24 protein-coding genes are annotated in these 24,051 nt (G+C 36.2%); 10 read left to right on the top strand and 14 right to left on the bottom strand.

Translation table 11 applies throughout. The annotated features are described in order from the left end of the window. Nucleotides 1–25 precede the first annotated feature (25 nt). From TX86_RS14805 to TX86_RS14795, 3 genes are all read right to left on the bottom strand, one after another. Complete coding sequence (locus tag TX86_RS14805) at nt 26–1,498, bottom strand: aldehyde dehydrogenase family protein (RefSeq protein ID WP_042349582.1); 1,473 nt, start codon at nt 1,496–1,498, stop codon at nt 26–28. Nucleotides 1,499–1,758: 260 nt separating this feature from the next. Further along, the gene (locus tag TX86_RS14800; protein WP_042349581.1) at nt 1,759–2,886 is read right to left on the bottom strand and encodes a class II histone deacetylase; all 1,128 of its coding nucleotides are present in this window, start codon (nt 2,884–2,886) and stop codon (nt 1,759–1,761) included. 40 nt (nt 2,887–2,926) lie between these two features. Beyond that, nucleotides 2,927–4,183 (bottom strand): MFS transporter, encoded by a 1,257-nt coding sequence (locus TX86_RS14795; RefSeq protein WP_042349579.1) that lies wholly within the window; start codon nt 4,181–4,183, stop codon nt 2,927–2,929. Nucleotides 4,184–4,570: 387 nt separating this feature from the next. Between TX86_RS14795 and TX86_RS14790 the strand changes: the two genes are divergently transcribed. Both TX86_RS14790 and TX86_RS14785 read left to right on the top strand, forming a co-directional pair. Continuing rightward, nucleotides 4,571–6,322 (top strand): sigma-54-dependent Fis family transcriptional regulator, encoded by a 1,752-nt coding sequence (locus tag TX86_RS14790; RefSeq protein WP_042349577.1) that lies wholly within the window; start codon nt 4,571–4,573, stop codon nt 6,320–6,322. Nucleotides 6,323–6,343: 21 nt separating this feature from the next. Then, entirely contained in the window at nt 6,344–7,246 is a 903-nt protein-coding gene (locus tag TX86_RS14785) for an AraC family transcriptional regulator (protein WP_042349575.1), read from the top strand. A 435-nt stretch (nt 7,247–7,681) separates the two neighbouring features. Here the strand turns inward: TX86_RS14785 and TX86_RS14780 are convergent, their stop codons facing one another. Genes TX86_RS14780 through TX86_RS27570 form a run of 4 tightly spaced genes read right to left on the bottom strand, consistent with a single transcriptional unit; the run spans nt 7,682 to nt 11,264 of the window. Then, nucleotides 7,682–8,182, bottom strand: a complete 501-nt coding sequence (locus TX86_RS14780; RefSeq protein WP_042349572.1) for a 3-phenylpropionate/cinnamic acid dioxygenase subunit beta — start codon at nt 8,180–8,182, stop codon at nt 7,682–7,684. Continuing rightward, nucleotides 8,175–9,509 carry an aromatic ring-hydroxylating oxygenase subunit alpha gene (locus TX86_RS14775; protein ID WP_042349570.1) on the bottom strand — a complete coding sequence of 445 codons (1,335 nt, stop codon included), beginning with the start codon at nt 9,507–9,509 and terminating at the stop codon, nt 8,175–8,177. The genes TX86_RS14780 and TX86_RS14775 overlap by 8 nt, the downstream gene beginning before the upstream one ends. 55 nt (nt 9,510–9,564) lie before the next feature. Beyond that, nucleotides 9,565–11,142 carry a sodium:solute symporter family protein gene (locus TX86_RS14770; RefSeq protein WP_042349568.1) on the bottom strand — a complete coding sequence of 526 codons (1,578 nt, stop codon included), beginning with the start codon at nt 11,140–11,142 and terminating at the stop codon, nt 9,565–9,567. Nucleotides 11,143–11,147: 5 nt separating this feature from the next. Then, complete coding sequence (locus TX86_RS27570; protein ID WP_336469860.1) at nt 11,148–11,264, bottom strand: symporter small accessory protein; 117 nt, start codon at nt 11,262–11,264, stop codon at nt 11,148–11,150. A gap of 240 nt (nt 11,265–11,504) precedes the next feature. On the opposite strand from TX86_RS27570, the gene TX86_RS14765 reads away from it, so the two are divergent. The 6 genes from TX86_RS14765 to TX86_RS14740 all read left to right on the top strand — a co-directional run bounded on the left by TX86_RS14765 (nt 11,505) and on the right by TX86_RS14740 (nt 17,972). Continuing rightward, nucleotides 11,505–12,185 carry a GntR family transcriptional regulator gene (locus tag TX86_RS14765; protein ID WP_042349567.1) on the top strand — a complete coding sequence of 227 codons (681 nt, stop codon included), beginning with the start codon at nt 11,505–11,507 and terminating at the stop codon, nt 12,183–12,185. A 92-nt stretch (nt 12,186–12,277) separates the two neighbouring features. After that, entirely contained in the window at nt 12,278–13,192 is a 915-nt protein-coding gene (gene hpaI, locus TX86_RS14760; RefSeq protein WP_042349565.1) for a 2,4-dihydroxyhept-2-ene-1,7-dioic acid aldolase, read from the top strand. A 91-nt stretch (nt 13,193–13,283) separates the two neighbouring features. Continuing rightward, nucleotides 13,284–14,798 carry a 5-carboxymethyl-2-hydroxymuconate semialdehyde dehydrogenase gene (gene hpaE, locus TX86_RS14755; RefSeq protein WP_042349564.1) on the top strand — a complete coding sequence of 505 codons (1,515 nt, stop codon included), beginning with the start codon at nt 13,284–13,286 and terminating at the stop codon, nt 14,796–14,798. Between the two features lie 116 nt (nt 14,799–14,914). Continuing rightward, nucleotides 14,915–15,898, top strand: coding sequence for a 3,4-dihydroxyphenylacetate 2,3-dioxygenase (gene hpaD, locus TX86_RS14750; protein WP_042349562.1), 984 nt, complete (start codon nt 14,915–14,917; stop codon nt 15,896–15,898). A 62-nt stretch (nt 15,899–15,960) separates the two neighbouring features. Then, a complete protein-coding gene (locus TX86_RS14745; RefSeq protein ID WP_042349561.1) occupies nt 15,961–16,434 on the top strand; it encodes a flavin reductase family protein in 474 nt (157 codons plus the stop codon). A gap of 89 nt (nt 16,435–16,523) precedes the next feature. Continuing rightward, nucleotides 16,524–17,972, top strand: coding sequence for an aldehyde dehydrogenase family protein (locus TX86_RS14740; RefSeq protein ID WP_042349559.1), 1,449 nt, complete (start codon nt 16,524–16,526; stop codon nt 17,970–17,972). Nucleotides 17,973–18,066: 94 nt separating this feature from the next. Here the strand turns inward: TX86_RS14740 and TX86_RS14735 are convergent, their stop codons facing one another. The 5 genes from TX86_RS14735 to TX86_RS14720 all read right to left on the bottom strand — a co-directional run bounded on the left by TX86_RS14735 (nt 18,067) and on the right by TX86_RS14720 (nt 21,417). Next, entirely contained in the window at nt 18,067–18,456 is a 390-nt protein-coding gene (locus TX86_RS14735; RefSeq protein ID WP_042350521.1) for a 5-carboxymethyl-2-hydroxymuconate Delta-isomerase, read from the bottom strand. A 169-nt stretch (nt 18,457–18,625) separates the two neighbouring features. Continuing rightward, nucleotides 18,626–19,414, bottom strand: coding sequence for a fumarylacetoacetate hydrolase family protein (locus TX86_RS14730; RefSeq protein ID WP_042349557.1), 789 nt, complete (start codon nt 19,412–19,414; stop codon nt 18,626–18,628). Further along, complete coding sequence (locus TX86_RS14725; RefSeq protein ID WP_042349554.1) at nt 19,411–20,196, bottom strand: fumarylacetoacetate hydrolase family protein; 786 nt, start codon at nt 20,194–20,196, stop codon at nt 19,411–19,413. Before TX86_RS14725 ends, TX86_RS14730 begins: the two co-directional genes overlap by 4 nt. Before the next feature lie 159 nt (nt 20,197–20,355). After that, on the bottom strand, nt 20,356–20,487 hold the full coding sequence (locus TX86_RS27470) for a hypothetical protein (protein ID WP_268258253.1): 132 nt from the start codon (nt 20,485–20,487) through the stop codon (nt 20,356–20,358). 66 nt (nt 20,488–20,553) lie between these two features. Next, a complete protein-coding gene (locus TX86_RS14720) occupies nt 20,554–21,417 on the bottom strand; it encodes a DegV family protein (RefSeq protein ID WP_042349553.1) in 864 nt (287 codons plus the stop codon). 192 nt (nt 21,418–21,609) lie between these two features. Between TX86_RS14720 and TX86_RS14715 the strand changes: the two genes are divergently transcribed. Further along, complete coding sequence (locus TX86_RS14715; protein WP_042349551.1) at nt 21,610–22,452, top strand: YitT family protein; 843 nt, start codon at nt 21,610–21,612, stop codon at nt 22,450–22,452. A gap of 98 nt (nt 22,453–22,550) precedes the next feature. On the opposite strand, the gene TX86_RS14710 is transcribed toward TX86_RS14715, so the two are convergent. Both TX86_RS14710 and TX86_RS27035 read right to left on the bottom strand, forming a co-directional pair. After that, the gene (locus tag TX86_RS14710; protein WP_042349550.1) at nt 22,551–22,736 is read right to left on the bottom strand and encodes a DUF3813 domain-containing protein; all 186 of its coding nucleotides are present in this window, start codon (nt 22,734–22,736) and stop codon (nt 22,551–22,553) included. Beyond that, nucleotides 22,737–22,889 carry a hypothetical protein gene (locus TX86_RS27035; protein ID WP_195892895.1) on the bottom strand — a complete coding sequence of 51 codons (153 nt, stop codon included), beginning with the start codon at nt 22,887–22,889 and terminating at the stop codon, nt 22,737–22,739. A gap of 221 nt (nt 22,890–23,110) precedes the next feature. Here TX86_RS27035 and TX86_RS14705 point away from each other — a divergent pair, with 221 nt between their 5' ends. Continuing rightward, nucleotides 23,111–23,905 carry an SDR family NAD(P)-dependent oxidoreductase gene (locus tag TX86_RS14705; protein WP_042349548.1) on the top strand — a complete coding sequence of 265 codons (795 nt, stop codon included), beginning with the start codon at nt 23,111–23,113 and terminating at the stop codon, nt 23,903–23,905. Nucleotides 23,906–24,051: the final 146 nt, after the last annotated feature.

The raw sequence follows: 24,051 nt of genomic DNA, 5'->3' as shown, positions 1-24,051 counted from the left end.
TTGATTATTTAATAGGCGGATAGATTTATACGCCGTACCAATTTAGGCCTTGTTCATTTAAATCAACCCATACATGCTTTGTTGACGTATACATATCCATTGCTTCAAGTCCAAGTTCTCTTCCGAATCCGCTTTGTTTCTTTCCACCGAAAGGAGCAGCACTATCTAATAAGCTATACGTGTTCACCCAAACAGTACCGGTTTTTAAACCACGAGCCATTCGATGACCGCGTTTTATATCGTTTGTCCAAACTCCAGCAGCTAAGCCATAAATAGTATCGTTTGCTTTGCGTAAAGCATCCTCTTCATCTTTGAAACGAATAACTGAAATAACTGGGCCGAAGATTTCTTCCCTTGCGATTGTCATTTCATTTGTTACATTATCGAATACAGTAGGAGTGAAGTAATATCCATTTCCGGCTTTCAAGTTTCTTTCTCCACCGGTTACCAGATTAGCACCTTGCTCTAGCCCTACAGCAACATATCTTTGAATTTGTTCCAATTGTTGTTGTGAAACTTGAGGACCCATTTGTGTTAATTGATCTAAAGGATTACCCACACGAATGGATTGAATCTTGTTAACGAATGAATCCATAAATTTGTCGTAAATACTTTCTTGAACGAAAAGGCGTGTACCTGATGCACATACTTGTCCTTGGGCAAAGAAGATACCAAACATGGACCCATTAACAGCATTTTCAAGATTAGCATCATCAAATACAATATTTGGAGATTTTCCGCCTAACTCTAAACTAACAGGTTTCAAGTTTTTACTTGCAGATTGCATAATTAATCGACCTGTATTAGTAGAGCCAGTAAACGCAATTTTATCTATATCAGAGTGTGAAGATAAAGCTTCTCCTGCAACACTACCGTATCCAGGAACTACGTTGATTACGCCATCTGGAATACCTACTTCATGGAAAATTTTAACCATTTCTAGTATACTGACAGGCGTTTGCTCAGCTGGTTTAATAACAATCGTATTACCAGCAGCAAGAGCAGGAGCAAGCTTCCACATTGTAAGCATCAATGGGAAGTTCCAAGGAACAATCGCTCCAATAACTCCGATTGGTTCTTTTAACGTGTAGTTTAAACGATCACTTGGAGAGGCAAGTGTAGCGCCCTGAACTTTATTTGCTAACCCAGCATAGAATTCAAGTACGTCAATCATAGCAGGCATTGCGATATGTTTTGTTTCATTAATTGGTAAACCATTATCTGTTGATTCGATTGTAGCAAGCATATCTGCTTTCTCCCAAAGTGCTTGTGCTACTTTATATAATAATCGTCCACGGTCTCCAGGAGCCATGTTCGCCCAAGGACCTGATTCAAATGCTTGGCGAGCTGCTTTTACAGCTAAATCAACATCTTCTGCACCAGCTTCAGCGACTACAGCGTTCACTTCTCCTGTCGCAGGATTAATTGATTTGAAAGTTTTTCCGGAAAGTGCATCTACCCATTTTCCGTTAATAAATAATTGATATTTTTTATCCATCTCATAGTCCCCTAACTTTTGTGAATTTCTAATTTAATAGTTTTGATGTAATCGTTTACAGTGATGTCTAGAATACTTTTGCTTCAGTAAGATAATGATTTAAACTTATAAATTTAAAATGCAAGATGCATGCCAAGGCGAAAATACAGCATTTTTCGCTTGTTTTCTGTAAGATATTGTTCTAATTTGGAGCACTTATGCTCCAAAATGGAACATGAGTTGAAATACGTGATGTAAGGAGGTCAAAGAAGGTTTGAGCTTTAAGCGTTGATTGTAAATGTCCAAAATGATGATTGAATTTCTATAACTTTTTCAATTGCTTCGACTTGATGTTTAGCTAAAACATCAGTTGGTAAGCTTTTAATAGCTTCATAATACGGGTCGTCTGTCACTTTGCTCTTTAAGCCACTTAATGATTCTATAATTCTTAATGAGCAGAAAGGTACATATGCAGCACTATAACCACCCTCATGACAAACAACAAGGCGTCCATCGCATAGCTTTTTTGCAAGTTCTTTAACAAGAGCGGCGATTTTGCCATAGCCATCTGCTGTTACTAACATACGTGAAAGTGGATCGAATACACTAGCGTCTTGACCAGCGGCTACAATAATAAGTTCTGGCTTAAATTGCTCAGCTATAGGAAATACAACTTTTTCAAGTGCGTAGTAATATCCAGCATTTCCTGTACCAGCAGGTAAGGGAATATTCACATTATAGCCTTCTCCAGCACCTTCACCTAAATGTTCAGCGTAACCTCTATTCGGTGGGAAATTTAGTTCTTGATGAATTGATATAGTAAGTATTTCAGGATCGTCATAGAAAGCATTTTCAGTACCGTTTCCATGATGAACATCCCAGTCTAAAATTAATATGCGTTTTAATCCATATTTTTCTCGTGCATGGTGTGCAGCAATTGCGACATTATTAAACAAGCAGAAGCCCATGCCTAACTCTTTTTCTGCATGATGTCCAGGTGGCCTAGTTAGTGCATATACGTTTTGAACAGTGCCCTCCATAACAGCATCAACACCTGTAATCGCACCACCAACAGAAAGCAAAGCGATTTCGTAGGAACCTCTACCCACAACAGCTAGTTCACCAGCGTCGCCACCATCAGCATCGCTTAATGCTTTAACCTTTTCTACATACGATGGATTATGATTTCTCTCTACTTCTTCTTTAGTAGCTGAACGAGGCTTCATTACTTTCAGTTCTTCGATAAAGCCAGTACGCTCTAACAAGTTTTTAACACGACGCTTACTTTTCGGACTTTCACCGTGTTCGTCCGCTTCAATCCATCCGCCAGGTGGTAAAAATAATGCACCATTTCCTGTATCATGCCAAAAATAGCTTTCATCATAAATAAAACCAGTTTTTTGTTCCATTTTTCATTCACTCCTATATTAGATTTAAAAAGGGGGGATATTACGAAACAATTTCATTTTGATCTAATTCAACAGATGAACCTTTTTGTTTTTTACGAGGATTGGTTTCAATCAATCCGATACTTAATAATGTAATGACTAATCCAGAGATAGCAGCAACAATCATAACAAATGGTAATCCATAAGAATCTGCCAGTGTTCCTGAACCTCCTAAAATGAAGGAACCCATAATTTCACCAATACCGATAATTAGAGCACTTGAGGTAGCTCTTAAATGAACTGGCATCGTTTCTTCAGGAATGATACTCATATAAATGGGAGCGATGGCACCAAATAAACCGCCACATAAAATTAATGAGGCACTTCCTCCTATTGATGTAGGGAATAAATATAGCCCTAGTGGCGCAAGCCCAGCTAATAAAGCGAAAATCATTAAAGCTGATTTTCTTCCGAAATAATCAGAGAACAAAGGAACTAGAATACTAGTAATGATTGTTACAATCCCCATTAGTGACATAATTAAGCCCATTTTTTCTATGGAGTAGTTTCCTACAGATGTTAAATAAAGTGGAGCAAAGGCAGCCAAAATCCAAAAACCAGTCATCATGCTAATGTTAATAAGAATACACATAACGATATTTCGATATTTCAATGCTTCAAATATTCCATTCTTTTTCTCTGGTTGGCTTTGTTGTTCAACTACTGGTGCAGACGGCACCTCTTCTGTAAATCGCCAAATTAAGATGGCTAGAATAATACTTGGTATACTTACAATAACGAATGCCATATGCCAGTTTGTAAACGAAACGAGCTGTGTTACTAATGTTGGCCCAAGTGTACCTGAGATAACAGCAACCCCAGCATTGACAATCCCAACATTTCTTCCAAAACGCCCAGCTAATGAAGCGGATGCTACCATTGATACAGCTAGAGGCAAAATCGGTCCTTCACTTGCTCCAACCAAAAATCTCACAGCGAGTAATAGAGGGTATGAGGTAGCTAATGCTGATATAGCAGAAAAAATAGCTGTTGATAAAATGGCTGCTATTAATAGTGGCTTTCTTTTACCTGTTCGATCCGAGTACATTCCTACTAATGGACCTGCTATTGCGTATCCGATTGTTTGCCACATATTTATTTGTCCAACCTGCCCGTTTGTTAAATCTAAACTATCAACTAAAACAGGCATAATATAAGACAATGCAGTTCGATCAAGGAAAACAAATCCCCATGCTAGGAACATGAATGTTACAATTCTAAATTCATAAGAGCGAGACTTGTTATTTAAGCTTTCCATTTGAATACCTCCTTAATTTTTTATTTGAATTTGGTCTTTCTCCCTAATTAACAACTCTGTATTTCTAAGAATTGCAAGAACTATGCCAATTGATTTATAGTCATATTTCCTACTTTTTTATGTATGAGATGTGCTACTTTAGAACACTGTGTTACAAAATGGAACAAACAAGTTCTGAAAATTCAGAAATAAACATTGCTGTATTTTCACAATCGTTATATACTTTTCCTAATATTTACTTAATTGTTTAGTTCTAGCTTGTGCTAGGGTTCCTATTTCATAATGGTTGTTTGTGTGCTATATGTTAGTGGAACATTAGCACTAGCAAGAACTCCTTTGTTCCAGTTCGTACAGTTTTTCTAATGTAAGAAAGGAGTGGCGGAATATATGTTAGTTCCTCAAAGAAATGTGGAAATTATTAAAGACTCATGGAAGCGTTGCCAAAAAATCGGATTGAATTCTTATGAACCAGCACAAGAACAAAACATAACAAGTGAGTATTTGAAAGAACTTCAATTAGAGAATGAAAAATTAATTTACTATGCTTCTCAAGTATTTGAGAGAATTTACCCCATCATTCATAACTCTCACCATAAAATGGATTTAATAGATCATCATGGGCGTCTCACGTATTCAATAGGCTCGTATTTAGATTCACTTCCTGCCAAACGAAAAAATTCATTATTGGGTATTAATTGGAATGAGAAATACAAAGGAACGAATGCTGTTGCATTGTCGATTAGAGAAAAAAAGCCAATTAAGCTAGTAGGAAAAGATCATTTCTTTTCAGAGAATCAATCGTTACTTTGTGTTTCGTATCCCGTTTTTGGATTAGATCATTCAGTGATAGCTGTTATAAATATTAGCAGTGAAATCAGTGAATTTGATTATTCTGCGCTTCCGTTCGTTTCCATGATTGCGGAATTACTACAAGATAAAATGCTTCTTGAGAATGAAAAGAAAACGAAAATAGTAGCGCTACAAGAGTTAAATAATTTATCAAATCATGTTTCAAAGCCAATTATTTCGCTTAATGCAGATAATACAATTGTCTTTGCTAATAATGCTGCTCAAAACATTTTAGGATTCAATTGTGTTGGAAATGAGTTTGTACAACATAATCAATTTGCTACAGAAATAATTAGCGATACCACAAATAGATATTGGCAAACTCTTGCTCTACAACCCGCTAAAAAAAATGCTGGAAGTTCCAAAAATAACTATACGTTTAATGATATTAAAGGTAGCTGCTCTAAACTGAGTCAGTCCATTCAGCTTGCAAAGAAAGTGGCTTTAACAGATTTCTCAATTTTATTGTCAGGGGAGAGTGGAACGGGTAAAGAAATGTTTGCCCAATCTATACATGCTGCTAGCTCTCGTTCAACAATGCCTTTTATAGCTGTTAACTGTAGTTCCATTCCTGAAAGTTTAATAGAAAGTGAGCTTTTTGGTTATATAAAAGGAGCCTTTACTGGAGCCAATCCAAAGGGGAGCATCGGGAAGTTTGAAGCGGCGAATGGTGGTACTCTATTTCTTGATGAAATTGGTGATATGTCATTACGAGCACAAAGTACATTATTGCGTGTACTGCAAGAGAAAGTTATTACCCCTGTTGGTGGAACGAAAAGTAAGCCAGTTGATGTGCGCATTATTGCGGCTACGCATCGGAATTTTCAAGAAGAAATTAACGCAGGTCGATTTCGAGCAGACCTCTATTATCGTTTGAAAGAAATTCAATTAACAATACCATCCCTACGAGAACGAACTGATAAAATTGAGTTGGCAGAACATTTATTGCAACAAATGCTTCATGGAGCAACGAAAACATTTGCTACAGATGCGAAAGAATTAATTAATAAATATACTTGGCCAGGTAATATACGAGAAATGAAAAGCACATTGCTTCAAGCCGCGTTTTTAGGAGAAGGTGATATTATTCATGCATCACATCTTCAAATAAAGTTGGTCGACAAAGACATGGCTACAATTGAAAAGGGAAGTACAATTAAAGATTTAGAAATTACTCATATTAGGGAAACATTAGAACTATGTGATTGGAATATTAAGCGAGCTGCGGAGAAACTAGCTATTGGTCGAAATACATTGTATCGAAAAATGAAACAATACAATATTACATGAAACAGTAGGAGTTTATAGTTAATGAATAGTTATAAGAAAAAAAGTGAACTTAAACTTTTCAATGAACTAAATCAAACTTTTTTTCGCATTCATCGCATTGATGAGAATATAAGACCTTCTAATTGGAAAATCCATAAGGTTGACCGTCCATATAGCGTTTTTTGGTATGTTGTATCAGGAAAAAAGATTGTTCGAATCAATAACGAGGAGTATATTGTTCGTGGAGGAGATCTCGTTATATTCCCATCCGAAATTTCTTTTGAAATAGAAGAATCTAAAACATTTCCTCCTATGCATCATTTAGAAATCGCGTTTGAAAACAAATTAGGATCTTTTGATTTAGTTAGATTGTATAAGTTTCCTATCGTTACTAATTTGAATGAATATGATAAACGTACAGAATTAGTAGATTATTGGAGGGAAATGAAAAAAGGCTGGACGCCTGAAATTAAGAATTTGTACACTACCAAAAATGGAGAGTTTGAGCTTGCTTTAAATCAAACTATACAATTACTACAATTAAACGCCATTACACTTCACTGGTTTGTAGAAATACTTACTTTATTACAACCGTATGCTGAAGAACTTCTACCAACAATTGATTCACGACTTCAGCATCTTTTTTATTTTATTGATGATCATATAGAAGAAAAGCTTACTTTATATCGATTAGCTAAAGAGGTTTATATAAGTGAAAGTCATTTGAGTTTATTGTTTCGAAAAAATATAAAAATGTCTCCTATAGAATATGTAAGGCACGTCAGATTACAAAAGGCTAGAGAACTATTGTTAACTACTGATCTATCATTGATGGCAATTTCAGAAATGATAGGATTTAGTAGTCAAACACAATTAAGTCGGGCATTTCGTGAAATGATAGGTGTTAGCCCAATGGAATATAGGAAGAATGGAAATTTTATATAAAGAGGGTTGTACAAAAGGAATGGAAAACATATCTTTTGTACAACCCTAATTTTTTTCTGCTGTTCAACCTTACACCTGCTTATTTCTAGCGTATAGCTCTTTCTTTATCTCGGTTGGGGGCTCCAGCACATACGGAGCTAAGGAGGGAGCTTACGCTTTTCTTATACTTTAAGAAAGTTTAACTTCATTAAAGGAATAAAGTATAAGAAAAGACATCGACTTTCGCCATTAGGGGCGATAAGTCGTGTTTTTCTAATAAAATAAGAATGTATATAATTTTGTGCGGTGTCTAGCTCCAGCGCCCAGCGACTAGTAGATTTCACCCATCTCCCTACGATAAGTCAACATCGAATCAGCTACCGCCTCTTCGTGTTTCCTTTATCTCAGTCGAAGTGCTCCAATCTATACGTCGCTTAACGGGCGCTTGCGCTTTTCTTATAAAAACATGCTTAAGTTCATTACTGTTAGTACGGATTGGTCAGGGTATACAATGCGAGAGGCGATTTTCCAACTTTGATCTATTTTTCTAATGATATCTTCTCTTTCTCCGAATATCTCTTCCGTGTTTATTTCAGAACTTCTACTGCGTTTAAATAAGAAATAACTTCTTACTTTATATTCATTTGAATTAGAAGTGGGTTCAATCATGATATTGCTGATAAAATGTCTTTGTCTTGGTGCAGGATTATCTACCCATGCTGATTTCGTATAAAGTCTTTCCACTTTCGTTGTAACGTCTTTTTTTGTATCGGTGAAGTATGACATTTCATGTACTATATTTGTTTGCACTTTATTTTGAACGGTTACTCGTAAAGGCATACAATATTGGATGTCATCGGTTAGGAGTTCTAACCACTCTCTATATTGTCGATGGTCTAGAAGATAAGCTTCTTGATAAAGGAATTGTGTAATTTCATAATGTAGAGCACTATTCATTGATTGTCACCTCAGCTTGTGCAGAGATGAGTTCGAACCAATATTTATGCATACTCCGTGCGATATGATCAGTGTAACAAGTAGGATAGGCTGTACCGGGACCAACAAAATTTGGGTCTGCTTCTACGTTATCAAATCCCATCAAATAATTCGCCACATTGTTATAGCTTAGTTTTCTATCTCGAGCCATTTTACCTTGGCTTGCTTCAACGATTCGTGCCCAGTTTTCAGTATCGTCTTGTTCAAGAGTACCTGCTGCACCGAATGTAGCAAGAAATCCTTTATACGATTTTTCTTTATACTCTTCTGGAAGTGCTTTATCAATCATATACCAAACCCAAATTTCTACTTGATCGGGGCTAATTGGTCGCCATATTCTAAATTGTAGATGATTATATTTATTTCCTTCAGTACCACTACAGGAGCTTAAGAATGAAAGATTAGGGAATACACCCCCGACAAAATTTGTTACTTTTGAGAAAACGTCTAGTTGTTCATTAGTTAAATTCTTTTCAAACATAGGCCACATTGATTCAGGCATCCCTTGAAAACGGTTAGCTGATTGGCCAGTGACTGACGTAATCACATTGATACCATGTCCATTATTTAAAACAACTTGATGACCGTATGAAGCATATAAAGGGTCACTTGGAGTTAGTTTCATTTCTACGGCTGATCGATGTGTAGTCTGTACATGATACGGGTCGGCAGCAAAGTTCTCACTTGTCATTTTCCAATTTGCTTTTGCCACCCAACGTTGAGGAATACCTCTTACTTCCATTCCACCGTCGCTTCTGCCTAGCATTATATCAAAGTACCATTTCATATCGCCTAAATAATCTTCTAATGAAATAGCATTAACATCTAAGTTTCCAAAAATCATCCCTTGATAGCTTTCAACTCGTGGAACAGGACGAAGTCCCCATTCACTTTTATCCATCTTTTCACCATAAACTTTATTTCCTGCAACAATTCCAATTAATTCACCATCTAAATTGTAACTCCAGCCATGATAAGGACAAATATGAGCTTTCTTTTTACCGAAATCCTCTGTACATAAACGTGTTCCTCGATGTGAGCAAGAATTTAGAAAGGCTTTAATTTCTCCGTTACTATTTTTCATTAAAAGAATGGGATCATCAGCTAGCATGCGAGTAATATATTCGCCAGGTTCTTTTAATTCAGATTCATGTGCTAAAAACAGCCATGTAGTACCGAAAATTCTTTCTTGCTCAAGTTTGTAGACTTCTGGATCGGTTATAAGCCATTGTGGGAATTGACCTTCTAATACCTGATTTTTCATTTGTTTTATTTCGTCAATAATCATATTGAATGACTCCTCCTTCAAAAAATTTGCAGTAGTTTAATAAGGGTAAAAATCATTAACTTATATTTGCATCTTGTAGTTTAGTACTTTGCGTCTTTGATTTAGATAGTAAACTGACAACTACGAAAACAATCGCTGATAGGGGTAGGGAATAGAATAAAGGGTCTACAAAAGTCCAAGGATAAGAAACTAGAGTATCTTTACCGAATAAAGCCTTTGCTAAACCAAGAGTTGCTGATTCCTTTTCGTGTAAGAATAAAAAGCCGATAATACTCGTAGAAAATCCAACAACTATACTTGCAATAGCTCCTTCTTTAGTAGAGTTTTTCCAAAAGAAAGCCCCAATCATAGTTGGTAAGAAGCCAGCTGCACATATGCCAAACCAAAACGCAGTTGATTGAGCGATAACTCCACCTGGAAGGAGGTAAGATAAGATGACAGCAGCTAAGACACCGATAAAGACGCCGATTCGTGAACCATCCATTCCGAAAACGGATTTAATCCCTACTGTTTTTAAAATATCTTGTCCAAAGGCTGAACCTTGGAGATGGATTAACGAACTAATAGTGGAAATTGCAGCTGATAGAAGTGTGAGTGTAAATAAATAAACGAACCACTCAGGCATTAGATGACTAATAAACATCGGAATAACTAAATCAACATTTCCATTTGCCATATCTAAAGAGATTTTACCTGTTGTATTATAGAAATATAGATTGCTAATTGGTCCAATCATAAATGCAGCACCAGTCATAAAGAAAATAAAAACACCACCTACTAAAACAGAACGATAGAGGGCATTATTGTTTTTTACGGTCATAAAACGCATCGTTAATTGTGGTTGAGCTAATACGCCAATACCAACACCCATGATAATCGTACTAACGAGCGTCCACCAGATTGGAGAGCCAACTTCAGGCATAGAAGTCCACCCCCGATGTCCTTGGTCAATGAGAGATTGAGGAATCATATTTTTTAAAGCTGTTAAACCATTATGTGCTTCCATAACTCCTCCGACTGCTTTGTAACTCATGAACAAGAAGATTGCCATACCTATTAACATAACGACTGCAGCGAATGCATCCGTATACATAACCGCTTTAATTCCCCCACCAATCACATATATACCAACTATGATGGCAAGAATGAGTAAACTTAGGTTATAATCAATTCCTATTGATTCTTGGAGAAAGCGTCCGCCCCCTATAAGTACGACACTTGTATAAGCTGGCATAAATAAAAAGATGACAGCTCCAGAAAAGACGGTAATAAACTTAGAATGATAACGCTTACCTAGTAAGTCAGAAAAAGTGTATGCTCCTAGTTCTACAGAAAGCTTTCGAATACGAGTACCGAATACGGCAAAAGCAATGAATACTCCAAGGAAAATATTTAAGAATGCTAGCCATAATAATCCGAATCCATTCATAGCCGCAACTCCGCCAAAACCAATTAATGAAGATGTGCTTGTGAAGGTAGCTCCATAGGAAAGAGCCATAATGACTGGGTGTGTATTACGACCGCCAACTAGATAATCGGATTCTGATTTAGTCATTCGATAACCATAATAGGCAAGTCCTGACATGATGATTAGATAGATAATAACTAGTGAAATTAATACTGTAAGATTCATTTCAATTAATCCTCCTCTTCTCCTCGATTCCACATAATAAGCCCATAAATAATACATCCAACCATTGATAGTACAGTTGTTATCCAAGCGAGAGTAATAGTTACATCCTCCATACCTAGCATGAATACTCACCTCCTTAGAAGGTTTTGGAAATATAAAACTTTTAAATAATGTTAACAACATGAAAGTGTTATTAATAGCTCATTATCGCTTATATATTTGACAAAAATGATTATTTAGTAATGTTTATTAACGATAAAATATAGGAAGTTATTGAGTTTATATTAGTTAGAAAATAAAATCATATATGATTTTTCAAAAAACTTATTGAAATCATATATGATTTCGTATATGATTAGCTCATGGGAAAGAAAACCAATAATCCAAATAAAACACAACTTGCATATGAGCATCTTCGCACACAGATTCTAGAAGGAACTTACAAATCTGGACAGCGGATTATCATTGACCAAATTGCTAAGGAATTAGGATCAAGTCCAATTCCAGTTAGGGAAGCTATTCGACAATTGGAATCAGAGGGATTGATTCAGTATAAGCAGTATAGCGGAGCAGTCGTAACAAGTATCAATGAAAGTGAATACATCGAAACGTTAACGGTCATTGGTATATTGGAAGGTTATGCAACCGCCCTTAGCTCCTTATATTTAACGGACAGTGATTATGAAAATCTAATTAATTTAAACAAAGAAATGGATGAGGCCCTTCAGGACTTTGAATTAGAGCTGTTTGGTGATTTAAATCGTATATTTCATACTACAATCTTTGAGAAATGCGGAAATCCCATATTAATTGAAAAAATTAAAGAAACCCAACATCGGTTGGATCGAGTTAGATCAACAGTCTTTACGATTGTTCCTCAACGAGCTGTTCAATCTATTCAGGAGCATACAGATATTATTCAAGTATTAAGAGAAAAAGCTCCTTTCGAAAAGATTGAAGCAATTGTGAGAGAACATAAAATGAATACGATTACTGCCTTTCGAAAAAGAAAAGCCTCTATTCAAGACAATAAAGCGTTGTAACTCGAATGGCTTTGTTTATTAAAAGCAAAGCCAATTTTTATAAGTTTTATAATCAGAAAATACTGAATATTAAGAAAAGGGTGGTTTCGAAAATGTTTGAAGAAATTAAAAGTCGTTTACGAGGATCGATTTCTCCTATTATTACACCATTTGATGAGAATTTAGAAGTTGATGTGGAAGCGCTTAAAGGATTAATAGAATGGCATATTGAAAGTGGTTCACATGGAATTTCTGTAACTGGAACAACAGGTGAGCCAAGTTCATTAACAACGCTTGAGCGTGAGCTAGTGATGGAAACAGCTATTAAAGCTGCAAATGGTCGTATACCAGTAGTGCCAGGAACAGGTTCAGCTAATCAAAAGGAAACATTACATTTAACAAAACGTGCTCAAGAAATGGGAGCAGATGCTGCTCTAGTCATTGTTCCTTATTACAATAGACCGAACCAACAAGCTTTATATGATCATTTTAAAACAGTAGCGGATTCAGTAGATATTCCAATAATCGTTTATAACATTCCTGGAAGAACTGGTGTGAACTTAGAAGTGAAAACACTTGCTCGTCTGGCGAAAGATTGTAAGAACATTATTGGTGTAAAGGAATCGAATAAAGATTTTGAACATATCAACCGCGTATTATTGAATTGTGGTAGAGATTTCTTGTTATATTCAGGAATTGAATTACTATGCTATCCAATGTTAGCCATTGGTGGAGCAGGACATTTCGCTGCAACTGCCTGCGTAGCTCCTAAAGAAGTAGCTGATTTATATAACTTATGGCAAGCTGGCGAAGTTGATAAAGCACTAGATCTTCATTACAAACTAATGCCACTTAATGATGTTCTTTTTAAAGAAACAAATCCTGGTCCATTAAAAACAGCAATGGGATTACTAGGAAAAATCAACCCTGCACTAAGACCACCAATGGGACCACCTTCAGAGGCTTTAACAAATGAAATTCGTAAAGAATTAGAAGCTTTAGGATTAATCGAATCTATTAAATCATAATTCCATTAAAATAAAAGGGGAGACTTCTTCAAGCAATTAAGAGTTTCCCCTCTTTAACCCGAATAGAGTTATATAAGGAGGAGAAAAAACGATGCGTGAATTTCCAGTTTATAATATTCAACATTATATAAATGGACAGTTTGTGGATGGTGTTGCTGGTAAAACATTTGAAAACATCAGCCCTTTTGATAATCAACCAATCAACCAAATTGCTGAAGGTTTCCAAGAAGATATTGAACTAGCGGTAGCGGCTGCTAGGGAGGCTTTCGATAACGGTCCTTGGAGAAAAATGACAGTTCAAGAACGATTGGGCTACATTAACAAAATTGCTGACTTAATTGATGAAAATGCTGAAGAAATTTCCTACCTAGAATCCCTCGACACTGGATTACCAATCAGTCAAACAAAAAAACAGGCTGCACGTGCAGCAGATAATTTCCGCTTCTACGCTCAAATGGTGAATAGTCGACTTGTTGGAGAAGCATATAAAGTAGATTCTGAATTCATTAATTACACTGTGCATAAACCAGTAGGTGTAGCGGGATTAATTACTCCTTGGAATGCTCCGTTTATGTTAGAAACATGGAAAGTAGCTCCAACGTTAGCTACAGGAAATACATGTGTATTAAAACCAGCCGAATGGTCTCCGCTAACAGCTAATAAATTAGCACAAATTATTGATCAAGCTGGTTTACCAAAAGGTGTGTTCAATATTGTGCACGGATTTGGTGAAACAGCAGGGGCATCTCTTGTTGCTCATCCTGATGTTCAACTTATTTCTTTTACAGGTGAGACAAAAACAGGTTCAGAAATCATTAAAAATGGTGCAGATACGTTGAAACGTGTGTCGATGGAACTTGGCGGAAAGTCACCGGCTATTATTTTCGAAGATGCTGAACTAGAAAAAGCACTTGACGCTGTTATCTGGGGGATTTATTCGTTTAATGGTGAACGTTGTACATCGAATTCAAGATTATTTGTACATGAGTCTGTTATTGAGAAATTTACAGAAATGCTGAAAGAGCGTGTGCAAAATATTAAAGTGGGTCATCCAATGGATGCAGAAACAGAAGTGGGACCACTTATTCATCGCAAGCATTATAATAATGTATCTTACTATATTAACTTAGCAAAAGAAGAAGGCGCTGAGGTTATAAGTGGAAGCATTCCAGAAGAATTTAAAGCAGGAAACTATATTGCTCCAACACTTCTACTGAATTGTAATAACGAAATGAGAATTGCTCAAGAGGAAATCTTCGGACCTGTTATGGCTGTTATTCCATTTAAAACAGAAGAAGAAGTTTTACGAATGGCAAACGATATTAAGTATGGATTAGCTGCATTCATTTGGACGAATGATTTGAAACGTGGTCATCGTCTGGCTCAGTCTGTTGATAGCGGTATGGTATGGATTAATTCACATAATGTGCGTGATTTACGTATTCCTTTTGGAGGTTCTAAGCAAAGTGGAATTGGACGTGAAGGTGGACATTATAGTTTTGAATTCTACACTGAAACACAAGTTGTGCACGTAGCAATCGGAGATCCTCATATTCCGAAGTTTGGTATGAAGAAGCAAGTCGCTGCTAGCTCAGCTGAAAAATAATAGATTGAATCTTTACTAGCCGCTTACTACCTACCTATTTAAACATCTTCGCTTGTAATTGAGAGGTTAGTGCAAGTTTTAAAAAAGGGATAACTAAAAATAGGGGGATATATGAGATGACATTTTCAATTATTCGTATTGCAAGAACAGTATTAAATGTAACAGATTTAGATCGTTCAAGAGCATTTTATGTAGATGCTTTAGGATTTATTGAAACGGAAAGAACGGATACTCATATTTATTTACGTGGATTAGAGGAAATTCATCATCACAGTCTTGTATTACAAAAAGCTGATAAAGCAAGTGTTGATGTATTAGGATACAAGGTAACGAAAGAACAAGACTTAGAAGAACTAGAGGCTCTATTCAAATCAAAAGGCTTACCAACAAAATGGATGGAAGAGGGAACTCAACATGCAATTGGCAGAGCTCTTCACGTTCAAGATATTTCAGGATTGCCAATCGAATTCTATTGTTCTATGCCTCAAGTAGAAAGAATGTTACAGCGCTATGATCAGTATAGAGGTTCAAGAGTTCAAAGAATTGATCATGTGAACTGTGCAGTTCCTGATGTACAAAAAGCATATGATTTCTACGTAAATGAATTAGGTTTTGCTTGTTCGGAAGATACAGTTGATAAAGATGGTAAGTTATGGGCTAGCTGGTTACACCGTAAGCCAGGTGTTCATGACCAAGCATTTATGAATGGAGTTGGACCAAGATTACATCACGTAGCTTTCTGGTTACCAGATCCATTAGCACTTATTCATACATGTGATGTTTTAGCGTCAGTAGGATATGCTTCATCTATCGAACGCGGACCTGGTCGTCATGGTTTATCAAATGCATTCTTCTTATATTTAAGAGATCCAGATGGCCATCGTATTGAATTGTACAATGGGGATTATTTAACTTCTGATCCAGATGTTGGACCTCTTCATTGGGATTTAGATGACCCAAGACGTCAAACATTCTGGGGAGCAAAAGCTCCGGATTCATGGTTTGATGAAGCTTCTACTCTTCTTGATATTATCACGAAGGAAGAAGTGACTACTAAAGAGCCAACTCTAGAAAAACGTAAGCCTGAATTTATTATTTAAAAAATAGTTTCTTCTTTAATATATCAAAATTGCCTATTTAAAATAGAAAGAAGGTATGAAGAATGGACGATCGTATGTTTCGAAATGCCATGGGTATGTTTGCTACAGGTGTTACAGTAATCACAACTACAACTGATAATGAAGTGCACGGAATGACAGCAAACGCATTTATGTCAGTTTCATTAACGCCAAAACTTGTATTAATTTCTATCGGTGAAAAAGCAAAAATGCTAAGTAAAATTAAAGAATCAAATAAATTTGTGGTGAATTTACTATCAGATCAACAAAAAGAAGTTTCAATGCAATTTGCTGGTCAACTTAAAGAGAATATAGATGTTGATTTTAGTTGGTCTAATGATTTACCTCTTATTAAAGATTCATTAGCAAGTATCGTTTGTGATGTATACAGTTATCAGGTCGCTGGAGACCACACGTTATTTATTGGTGAAGTAAAAGATCTTGTATTGAATGATGGAGAGCCATTAACTTTCTACAAAGGCAAATATGGTGGCTATGCAGCGGAAACTTTAGTATAGAAAAATAGTTCGACACGCAAAGAAAGGGCAGCGGTATGATGTACTGTTGTTCTTTTTTTTTGAATATGTGCAAAGAGGAGTAGGGAATTATGACAGTGCAAAGAGATATGGAAATTATAAAGAGAGACTTATTTATAGATGGAGACTGGGTGAGTGCAAACGATTATCAATCGTTGTACTCGCCATATTCTGAGGAGGAAATCGGAAGCATTCCCTTAGCAAATGAAGAAGAAACAAATCGTGCGATTGCTTCTGCTTATAAAGCAAGAACAATCATGGCAAAGATGCCTATTTATCAACGTGCAGCAATTCTTGAGCAGCTAGCTTTACTGTTAGAAGAGCGTTTAGAAGAAGCAGCTAGAATTATTGCATTAGAAGCAGCTAAGCCTCTAAAAACAGCGAGAGAAGAAGTAAGGCGAACAATTCAAACGTATAAATTTGCGGCTGAAGAAGCAAAGCAATTACGTGGAGAAACAATCCCTTTAGACGCTGCACCAGGTGGTGTTAATCGCATCGGATATACAGTTCGAGAGCCAATCGGTGTCATTGGCGCCATTACTCCGTTTAATTTTCCGATGAATTTAGTGGCTCATAAAGTTGGACCCGCTATTGCTTCAGGGAATTCCATTGTGTTAAAGCCTGCTTCACAAACACCACTTTCTTCTTATTATATAGCGGAATTATTTAAGGAAGCAGGTCTTCCAGATGGCTGTTTAAATGTAATAACAGGTGGGGGGAGAACAGTAGGTGACCAATTAGTTAAGGATGATCGAATTAGCAAAATTACGTTTACTGGTAGCCCAGCTGTTGGAATTGGAATTAGAAATAAAGCTGGTTTAAAACGAGTTACGCTTGAGTTAGGGTCAAATGCAGCGTTAATTATTGATGATGGTATAGAAATTGATCAAATTATCGATCGTTGTGTGACAGGTGCATTTTCCTTTCAAGGTCAGGTATGTATTTCACTGCAACGTGTTTATGTTCATGAGAACCTTTATGAAACATTCGTTACAAATCTGGCAGAAGCAACTGCAAAATTAACGATTGGTGACCCGCTTGATGAAGCAACAGATGTATCAGCTCTTATTTCAAAAGGTGATGTCGAACGTTCGCTAGCTTGGATAAATGAGGCCAAATCACAAGGTGCTCAAGTGGTACTAGGTGGTGAATCACAAGATAATGTGCTATTGCCTACCATACTTACAAATGTAGATAATCAAATGAAGGTATCTTGTCAGGAAGTATTTGCTCCTATTGTGATTGTAAATTCGTTTTCAAACATCAATGAGGCAATTGCACGTGTAAATGATTCACGTTATGGCTTACAAGCCGGAGTGTATACAAATAATATTCAAACGGCCTTATTTGCTGCTGATGAATTACATGTAGGCGGTGTAATCATTAATGATATTCCTACTTTCCGTGTTGATAATATGCCCTATGGTGGTGTGAAAGAAAGTGGAGTTGGACGAGAAGGAATTAAATATGCTGTAGAGGAAATGACAGAGCTTAAGTTAGTTGTTTTTAATAAAAATTAAAATAATATGTAAGAAAGCCTTCCTTTAGAGCAGGAAGGCTTTCTTTAAAAGATAATAAAGTATAAAAAATTTGTGGTGTCTAACCTTACACCTGCTATGCTTTGTTATAGCGTTTATGAATATTGTTTTTCTTATACGTTCCAGCCTCACTGAATTCATATAATTCGAGTGAAAGGGCAAGGTATCTTTTGTTAAACAAGTCTGAGAAGTGATCTTGAATCATGTTAAAGAGTTCATCACAAACTGCTTTTTTATCACTCTCTGAACGACCAGCTCCTATTTTTAAGGTAGCATGAACAAAAGCATCATCTTCTGATCCATCAGCGATGTAATAATGTTGTAATTCAATAGCTCTTGATCGTATACCACCGACTGGAAAAATAGGTGAGTAAGATATAAGTATTTCATTTACTTTACGTAAGAGTTCATCTATGCGAGCATCGTCTTTAATGTTGTCGGTATATTCAACAATGAAATGTGGCATAAAATTAATTCCTTTCTTATTGTCTAGCTCCAGCGCCCGGATCCTAGTGTGCTTCGTCATCCTCCCAATGATAAGTCAACATCGAATCTACTTCTGTCTCTTCGTGTTTCCTTTATCTCGGTTGGATGGCTCCAGCAAATACGGAGCTAGCGGGGCGCTTGCACTTTTCTTATTCCTTCTGACTTGATGATAGTACTTCTTGTTTACTTACAAAAGTATCATCACCAGCAATTGTATTAATCAGACGTCCGATGCCTTCAATTTCAGTAATGACTTCATCTCCAACTGCTGTATCTGCTAAACCTTCAGGTGTTCCTGTTAAAATAATATCTCCAGGGCTTAAAGTCATAAAACTACTGAAATATTCAATTAAATCTGTGATGCTGAAAATCATGTCTTTTGTTGATCCTTCTTGAGTAAGTTTGCCATTAATATATGTTTTAAGAGTGAGATTCATCGGGTCTGGAATGTCTTCTGCATCAACTAACCATGGTCCAATTGGTGTACATGTATCTCGGTTTTTCACTCGAAGATTTGGTCGATAGTAGTTTTCAAGATAATCACGGATGGCATAGTCGTTTGCAATCGTGTAGCCAGCAACATATTGATACGCATCTTCTTTCTTTACATTGCGCGCTGTTTTACCGATTACTACAGCAAGCTCGCATTCATAGTGCATATAAGTAGCATCAGCAGGACGTCTCGTTTGACCACGATGTCCAACGAATGTATTGGGACCTTTTAAGAAGGCAAGTGGTTCTTCGGGAGCATTAAATGCTAGCTCTTTTGCATGATCCGCATAATTTAAACCTAGTGCAAATACTGTGCCTGGTTCAACAGGTGGTAGCCAAACGACATCTTGTTCATTTACTATTCGTCCATCAGTTAATTGTAATTGTCCGTTGTATTCTACTGCATCATGAATACTTCCGCTGTATGCTACACGTGCTCGTTTCATTGGTTTCCCTCCATCGCTACATTTTCTTCTTGAACAATTGTATTTTCTAAATAGCCAATTTCATCAATTTCAATTCGAATGTGGTCTCCTATTTTTGCAAGTGGAGCGTGTTCAGCTACTCCAACTAAAAGAATATCTCCAGCTTGGAGTGTCATAAAGTCCGTAACATCAGCAAGTAACTTAGCGATTGGTCTAACTAGATTGGCTGTAGTATTTTCTTGAACAGTTGTTTCATTGATTAGCACTCGAATTCGTAAATCATTTGGATTTGTAACTGAAGATGCATTTACAATCCATGGTCCAATTGGACAAAACTTATCACGTGCCTTAAAGCGAATCGCAGGTCGATAAACACTTTCGTGAGGGATACTAATATCATTAACGATTGTATACCCTTCAATATAATTCAATGCTTCTTCTTCTGTAATTCTAGTGGCTGTTTTTCTAATCACGATGCCTAGAGCAGCACCAACGGAGAGTTGTTCAGTATCTTGAGGTAATGGAATGGGTTGGGCAAAAGATGTGTATGTATTTTTAGGTTTAATATAAAGAATAGGTCCCTTTGGAGGAGCGTTGTATGGAGATTGATTCATTTGCTCTTTCATTGCCTCTAATTCGCCTCTATAGTTTAGCAATGTCCCATAAACAGTTCCTTTAATAGGCACGTCGATTTGAAGTTGTGATACGTCGTATGTATTCCCGTTTTTAATGATTTGGTTATTTTCGATTTGTATATCTTCTGAAGTAAGCTGATTTTGAAGCTTGATTTTTGCTTGGATCAAAATAAATCACTCCTTTAAGTTTTTATCATAAAAATAAATCATATATGATATCATATATGATTTTAAGGATATTATCAATGTATTTGGATTTTTCTGATAAATTATTTTTGATTATAGTTAGAAATAGATAAAGCCACCAGTATACCTGGTGGCTTTATCTTATAAATGATTCATTGACTTCGAATCTTGATGTTTGCCTGCTTTAAAGTTCTTATTTACAAGCTCATTTCTTTTCATATTAATTGCGTTATTATCTTTTGCTTTTTTGTTGTTGTCTTTTGTATGGGACACAATGCTTTCTCCTTTCGATTTGTTTACGTTAGTTTACATCATCGAAGGAGGAAGTATGTATGCTGATTAATCTACAGGCATTTCATCTAAGAAAAAGATTGCAATTGTTCCAGGGCCTGCATGAGCACCAACTGTGGAACCAATTAACTCTATATCAAATGAAGTAGTTCCGAATTCTTTTGATATAGCTTCCTTCCAATCATTAGCGGCTTTTAAATCATCACCATGACTGATGCCGATTGTTTGTTTAGCAAGCTGTGCACCATGTTCTTTCATTAATTCTAAAGTACGTTTGACAAGTTTTTTCTTCCCATGAATTTTTTCTAGTGGTACAAGTTTGCCATCATCCACGTGTAGCAACGGGCGGATATTTAATAAACCACCAACAAATGCAGACGCTTTTGAAATTCGGCCACCTCTAGCTAAATATTCAAGATTATCCACGGTGAATAAGTGCACCATATGTTTGGCGTGAAAGTTAAGTTTGTCGATAATCTCTTCTTTTGAAGCACTTGTTTTAGCAAGTTCAACTGCTCTTTTTACAACTAATCCATATCCTAATGAAGCACATTTAGTATCGATAATGGTAAGGTCCAAATCTGGATAATCAGCTTTAACTTGTTCTTTAATCATTACAGCTGTTTGATAAGTGCCTGATAGTTCAGATGAAAACGCAACATAAATGGCTTGTTTTTTTTGTTTAGCGAGCTCTGTAAATGTTTCTAGGAAAAATTCTGGTGATGCTTGTGACGTTTTAGGAGCAGCTCCTTGTCTCATAGCATCATAAACGGTTTTACTTTGAATGTTAATTCCATCTTCGTAATCTTTTCCTTCTAGATGAACGTTTAGTGGAATAAAAGTAAGGTTGTTTTCAGAAAAATAAGATAGGGGTAAATCACACGCACTATCTGCTAGTATATTTATAGTCACAACTTCACCTTCTTAAATAGTTTATTTTTGTATAAGTACTATATTAGTGTAGCATTGGTGAAAATAATAGGAAAGAATTGTTGATTAAGTTTTATTCGAAAATGCATTGGAAAAGTATTGTTCATTTGATATTATGTATGTTTCAGTTATTTCATTTAGGACAATATATTAAAATAATTAGGAGGTACAGTTTTGAATATAGAGGAAGGAAAAAAAATCTTAGCGGTAATTGTTGGGGCACTTCTAAATGCAATTGCAATGAATTTCTTCTTGATTCCTGCCAAGGTTTATGCGAGTGGTTTTGCAGGAGTAGCTCAATTACTCTCTAGTATCATTGGTAGCTTTACTTCGTATACATTATCAACAGGAATTTTAATATTTTTACTGAATGTTCCTGTCGCAATATTAGCCTGGAAGAAAGTCGGAAAGGCGTTTACGTTTTATAGCTTTTTATGTGTTGCATTAATGTCTTTGTTTATGGAAATTATTCCAATTTATCAATTTTCACCTGATATTATATTAAACGCTGTATTTGGTGGTGTTATTGCAGCCGTTGGTGTAGGTATTACATTGAAATATGGAGCTTCAACAGGTGGTATGGATATCGTGGCTATGATTCTTTCACGCATGAAAGATAAGCCAATTGGAACTTACTTATTTGCCATGAATGGTGCAATTATCGTTACTGCAGGTATCTTATATGGACCAGAAAAATCTCTTTATACTCTTGTAGCTCTTTATGTCACAACGCGAGTTATTGATGCAATTCATACTCGTCATGAGAAATTAACAGTATTTATTGTTACGCAAAAAGCAGAGGTTTTAAAAGAAGCGATTCATGCCAAATTAGTTCGTGGTATTACAATGATGCCAGCAAAAGGCGCGTTTACAAATGAAGATAAAGATATGATGATGATGGTTATTACCCGTTATGAATTATATGATTTGATTCATATTATTAAAGAAGTCGATCCTAAAGCATTTACGAACATTGTGGAAACGACAAATGTATTCGGGTTCTTTAGGAAAGATTAAAATGAATTTCTAAAAAAACAAAAAGGAAGGGCGTACTAAAAGTGAATCACTTTTGGTACGCCCTTTTTTTTGCGTATTTGATTGCTAAGTTACTGTTTCTAAGTTAACGAATCTAATTCTGCTTGCATGTCTCGTAACTGAAGCTTTTCGGCAGTTGATGTGTTAGCGTATGCAGAGGAAAGCGCATTTTTCGCTTTAGCTATAGCTTCTTCTCGATAGTGAGTGTCGGCATGCATAGCTTCATTTACGAATCGACGGGCTTCTTGAAATAGTTTATTGGCCATTTAACAACACCCGGATTCGCTGCAACCAGAGCTACTCATTTTATTTGCCTCTGCTTCAGCTAAAGTCATACGATATGGGAATTTTTCATCATGCTTGGAAACAGTATCTTTACTTTGTTGGAAGAAACGCTTCGATTTGTTACGTTTGCCCATTAGTAAACCCCTCGCAATCTAAGCAATTGACACATTCACTGTGTCGATAATAGTGTATGTAGATTTGATTGGATTATAAAGGTAAATAATGGTTGTCGGAAACGGGGCTAATTGTTAGATAGAATCTGCTATTTTATTTAAGTAATAATACATTTGTATACTAATGAACACCAAGCTGATATAATTTTAATCTGAATATTCAGATTAAGGGGGTTAATTTTTTGAAAGTACATACACATTTTAAAGACCGAGTTTGTGTTGTAACAGGAGCAGGAAGTGAAAGTGGAATAGGGTTTGCTACGGCAAAAATTATAGGTGAATTAGGTGCAAAAGTTGCCCTTATTTCTACAACGGTTCGTATTCAAACTCGTGCGGATGAATTAAAGGAGATGGGAATAGAGGCAAAAGGTTATATAGCTGACTTAATGGATGAACAACAAGTGCAACGAGTTACGAAAGCTATTCTCCAAGATTATGGTCAAGTCGATATTTTGGTCAATAATGCTGGAATGGGACAAATCGGTTCTCCAGAAAAATTCATTTCATTTGTAGACATGGAAACAGATGAATGGAATTTATCTATTTCACGCAATCTTTCAACTTGTTTTCATATGACAAAAGCAATTATCCCACATATGATTGCGGCTAATTATGGGCGTATTATTAATGTTACATCAGTTGCTGGCCCGATAGTTAGTAATCCTGGAGAATCAGGCTATAGTGCAGCTAAAGCTGCTATGGTAGGAATGAGTCGTGGTATCGCAATTGAGGTAGCCAAGCATCATATTACTGTTAATAATGTAGCTCCGGGTTGGATTGCAACAGGTTCACAAACAAAGCATGAAGAAATTGCAGGGCTTCACACACCGATAGGGCGGAATGGTCGCCCAGATGAAGTTGGGCATATGATTACTTTTCTTGCATCAGAACAAGCATCATATATTACCGGTCAATTATTTGTTGTAGATGGCGGAAATACGATTCAAGATTACAAAGGTCCTCATGAATATTTGTAAGTGTTTATTTTAAGCAAACTAAATAAAAGACAAATTAAAAAGACTAAGCAATCGGTAAGTGGTTGCTTAGTCTTTTGTATAGCTTCGGTGCCCAGCTCCTAGTGTGTTTTGCTAACCTTCCTATGATAAGGAAGAGGACTCCAGCA

Source organism: Bacillus massiliigorillae (genome assembly GCF_000380245.2).
GTDB classification, from domain to species: Bacteria; Bacillota; Bacilli; order Bacillales; family DSM-1321; genus Bacillus_AD; species Bacillus_AD massiliigorillae.
Note: the sequence above shows the minus strand (reverse complement) of the source record. Positions and strands in the feature narration are given on the sequence as shown.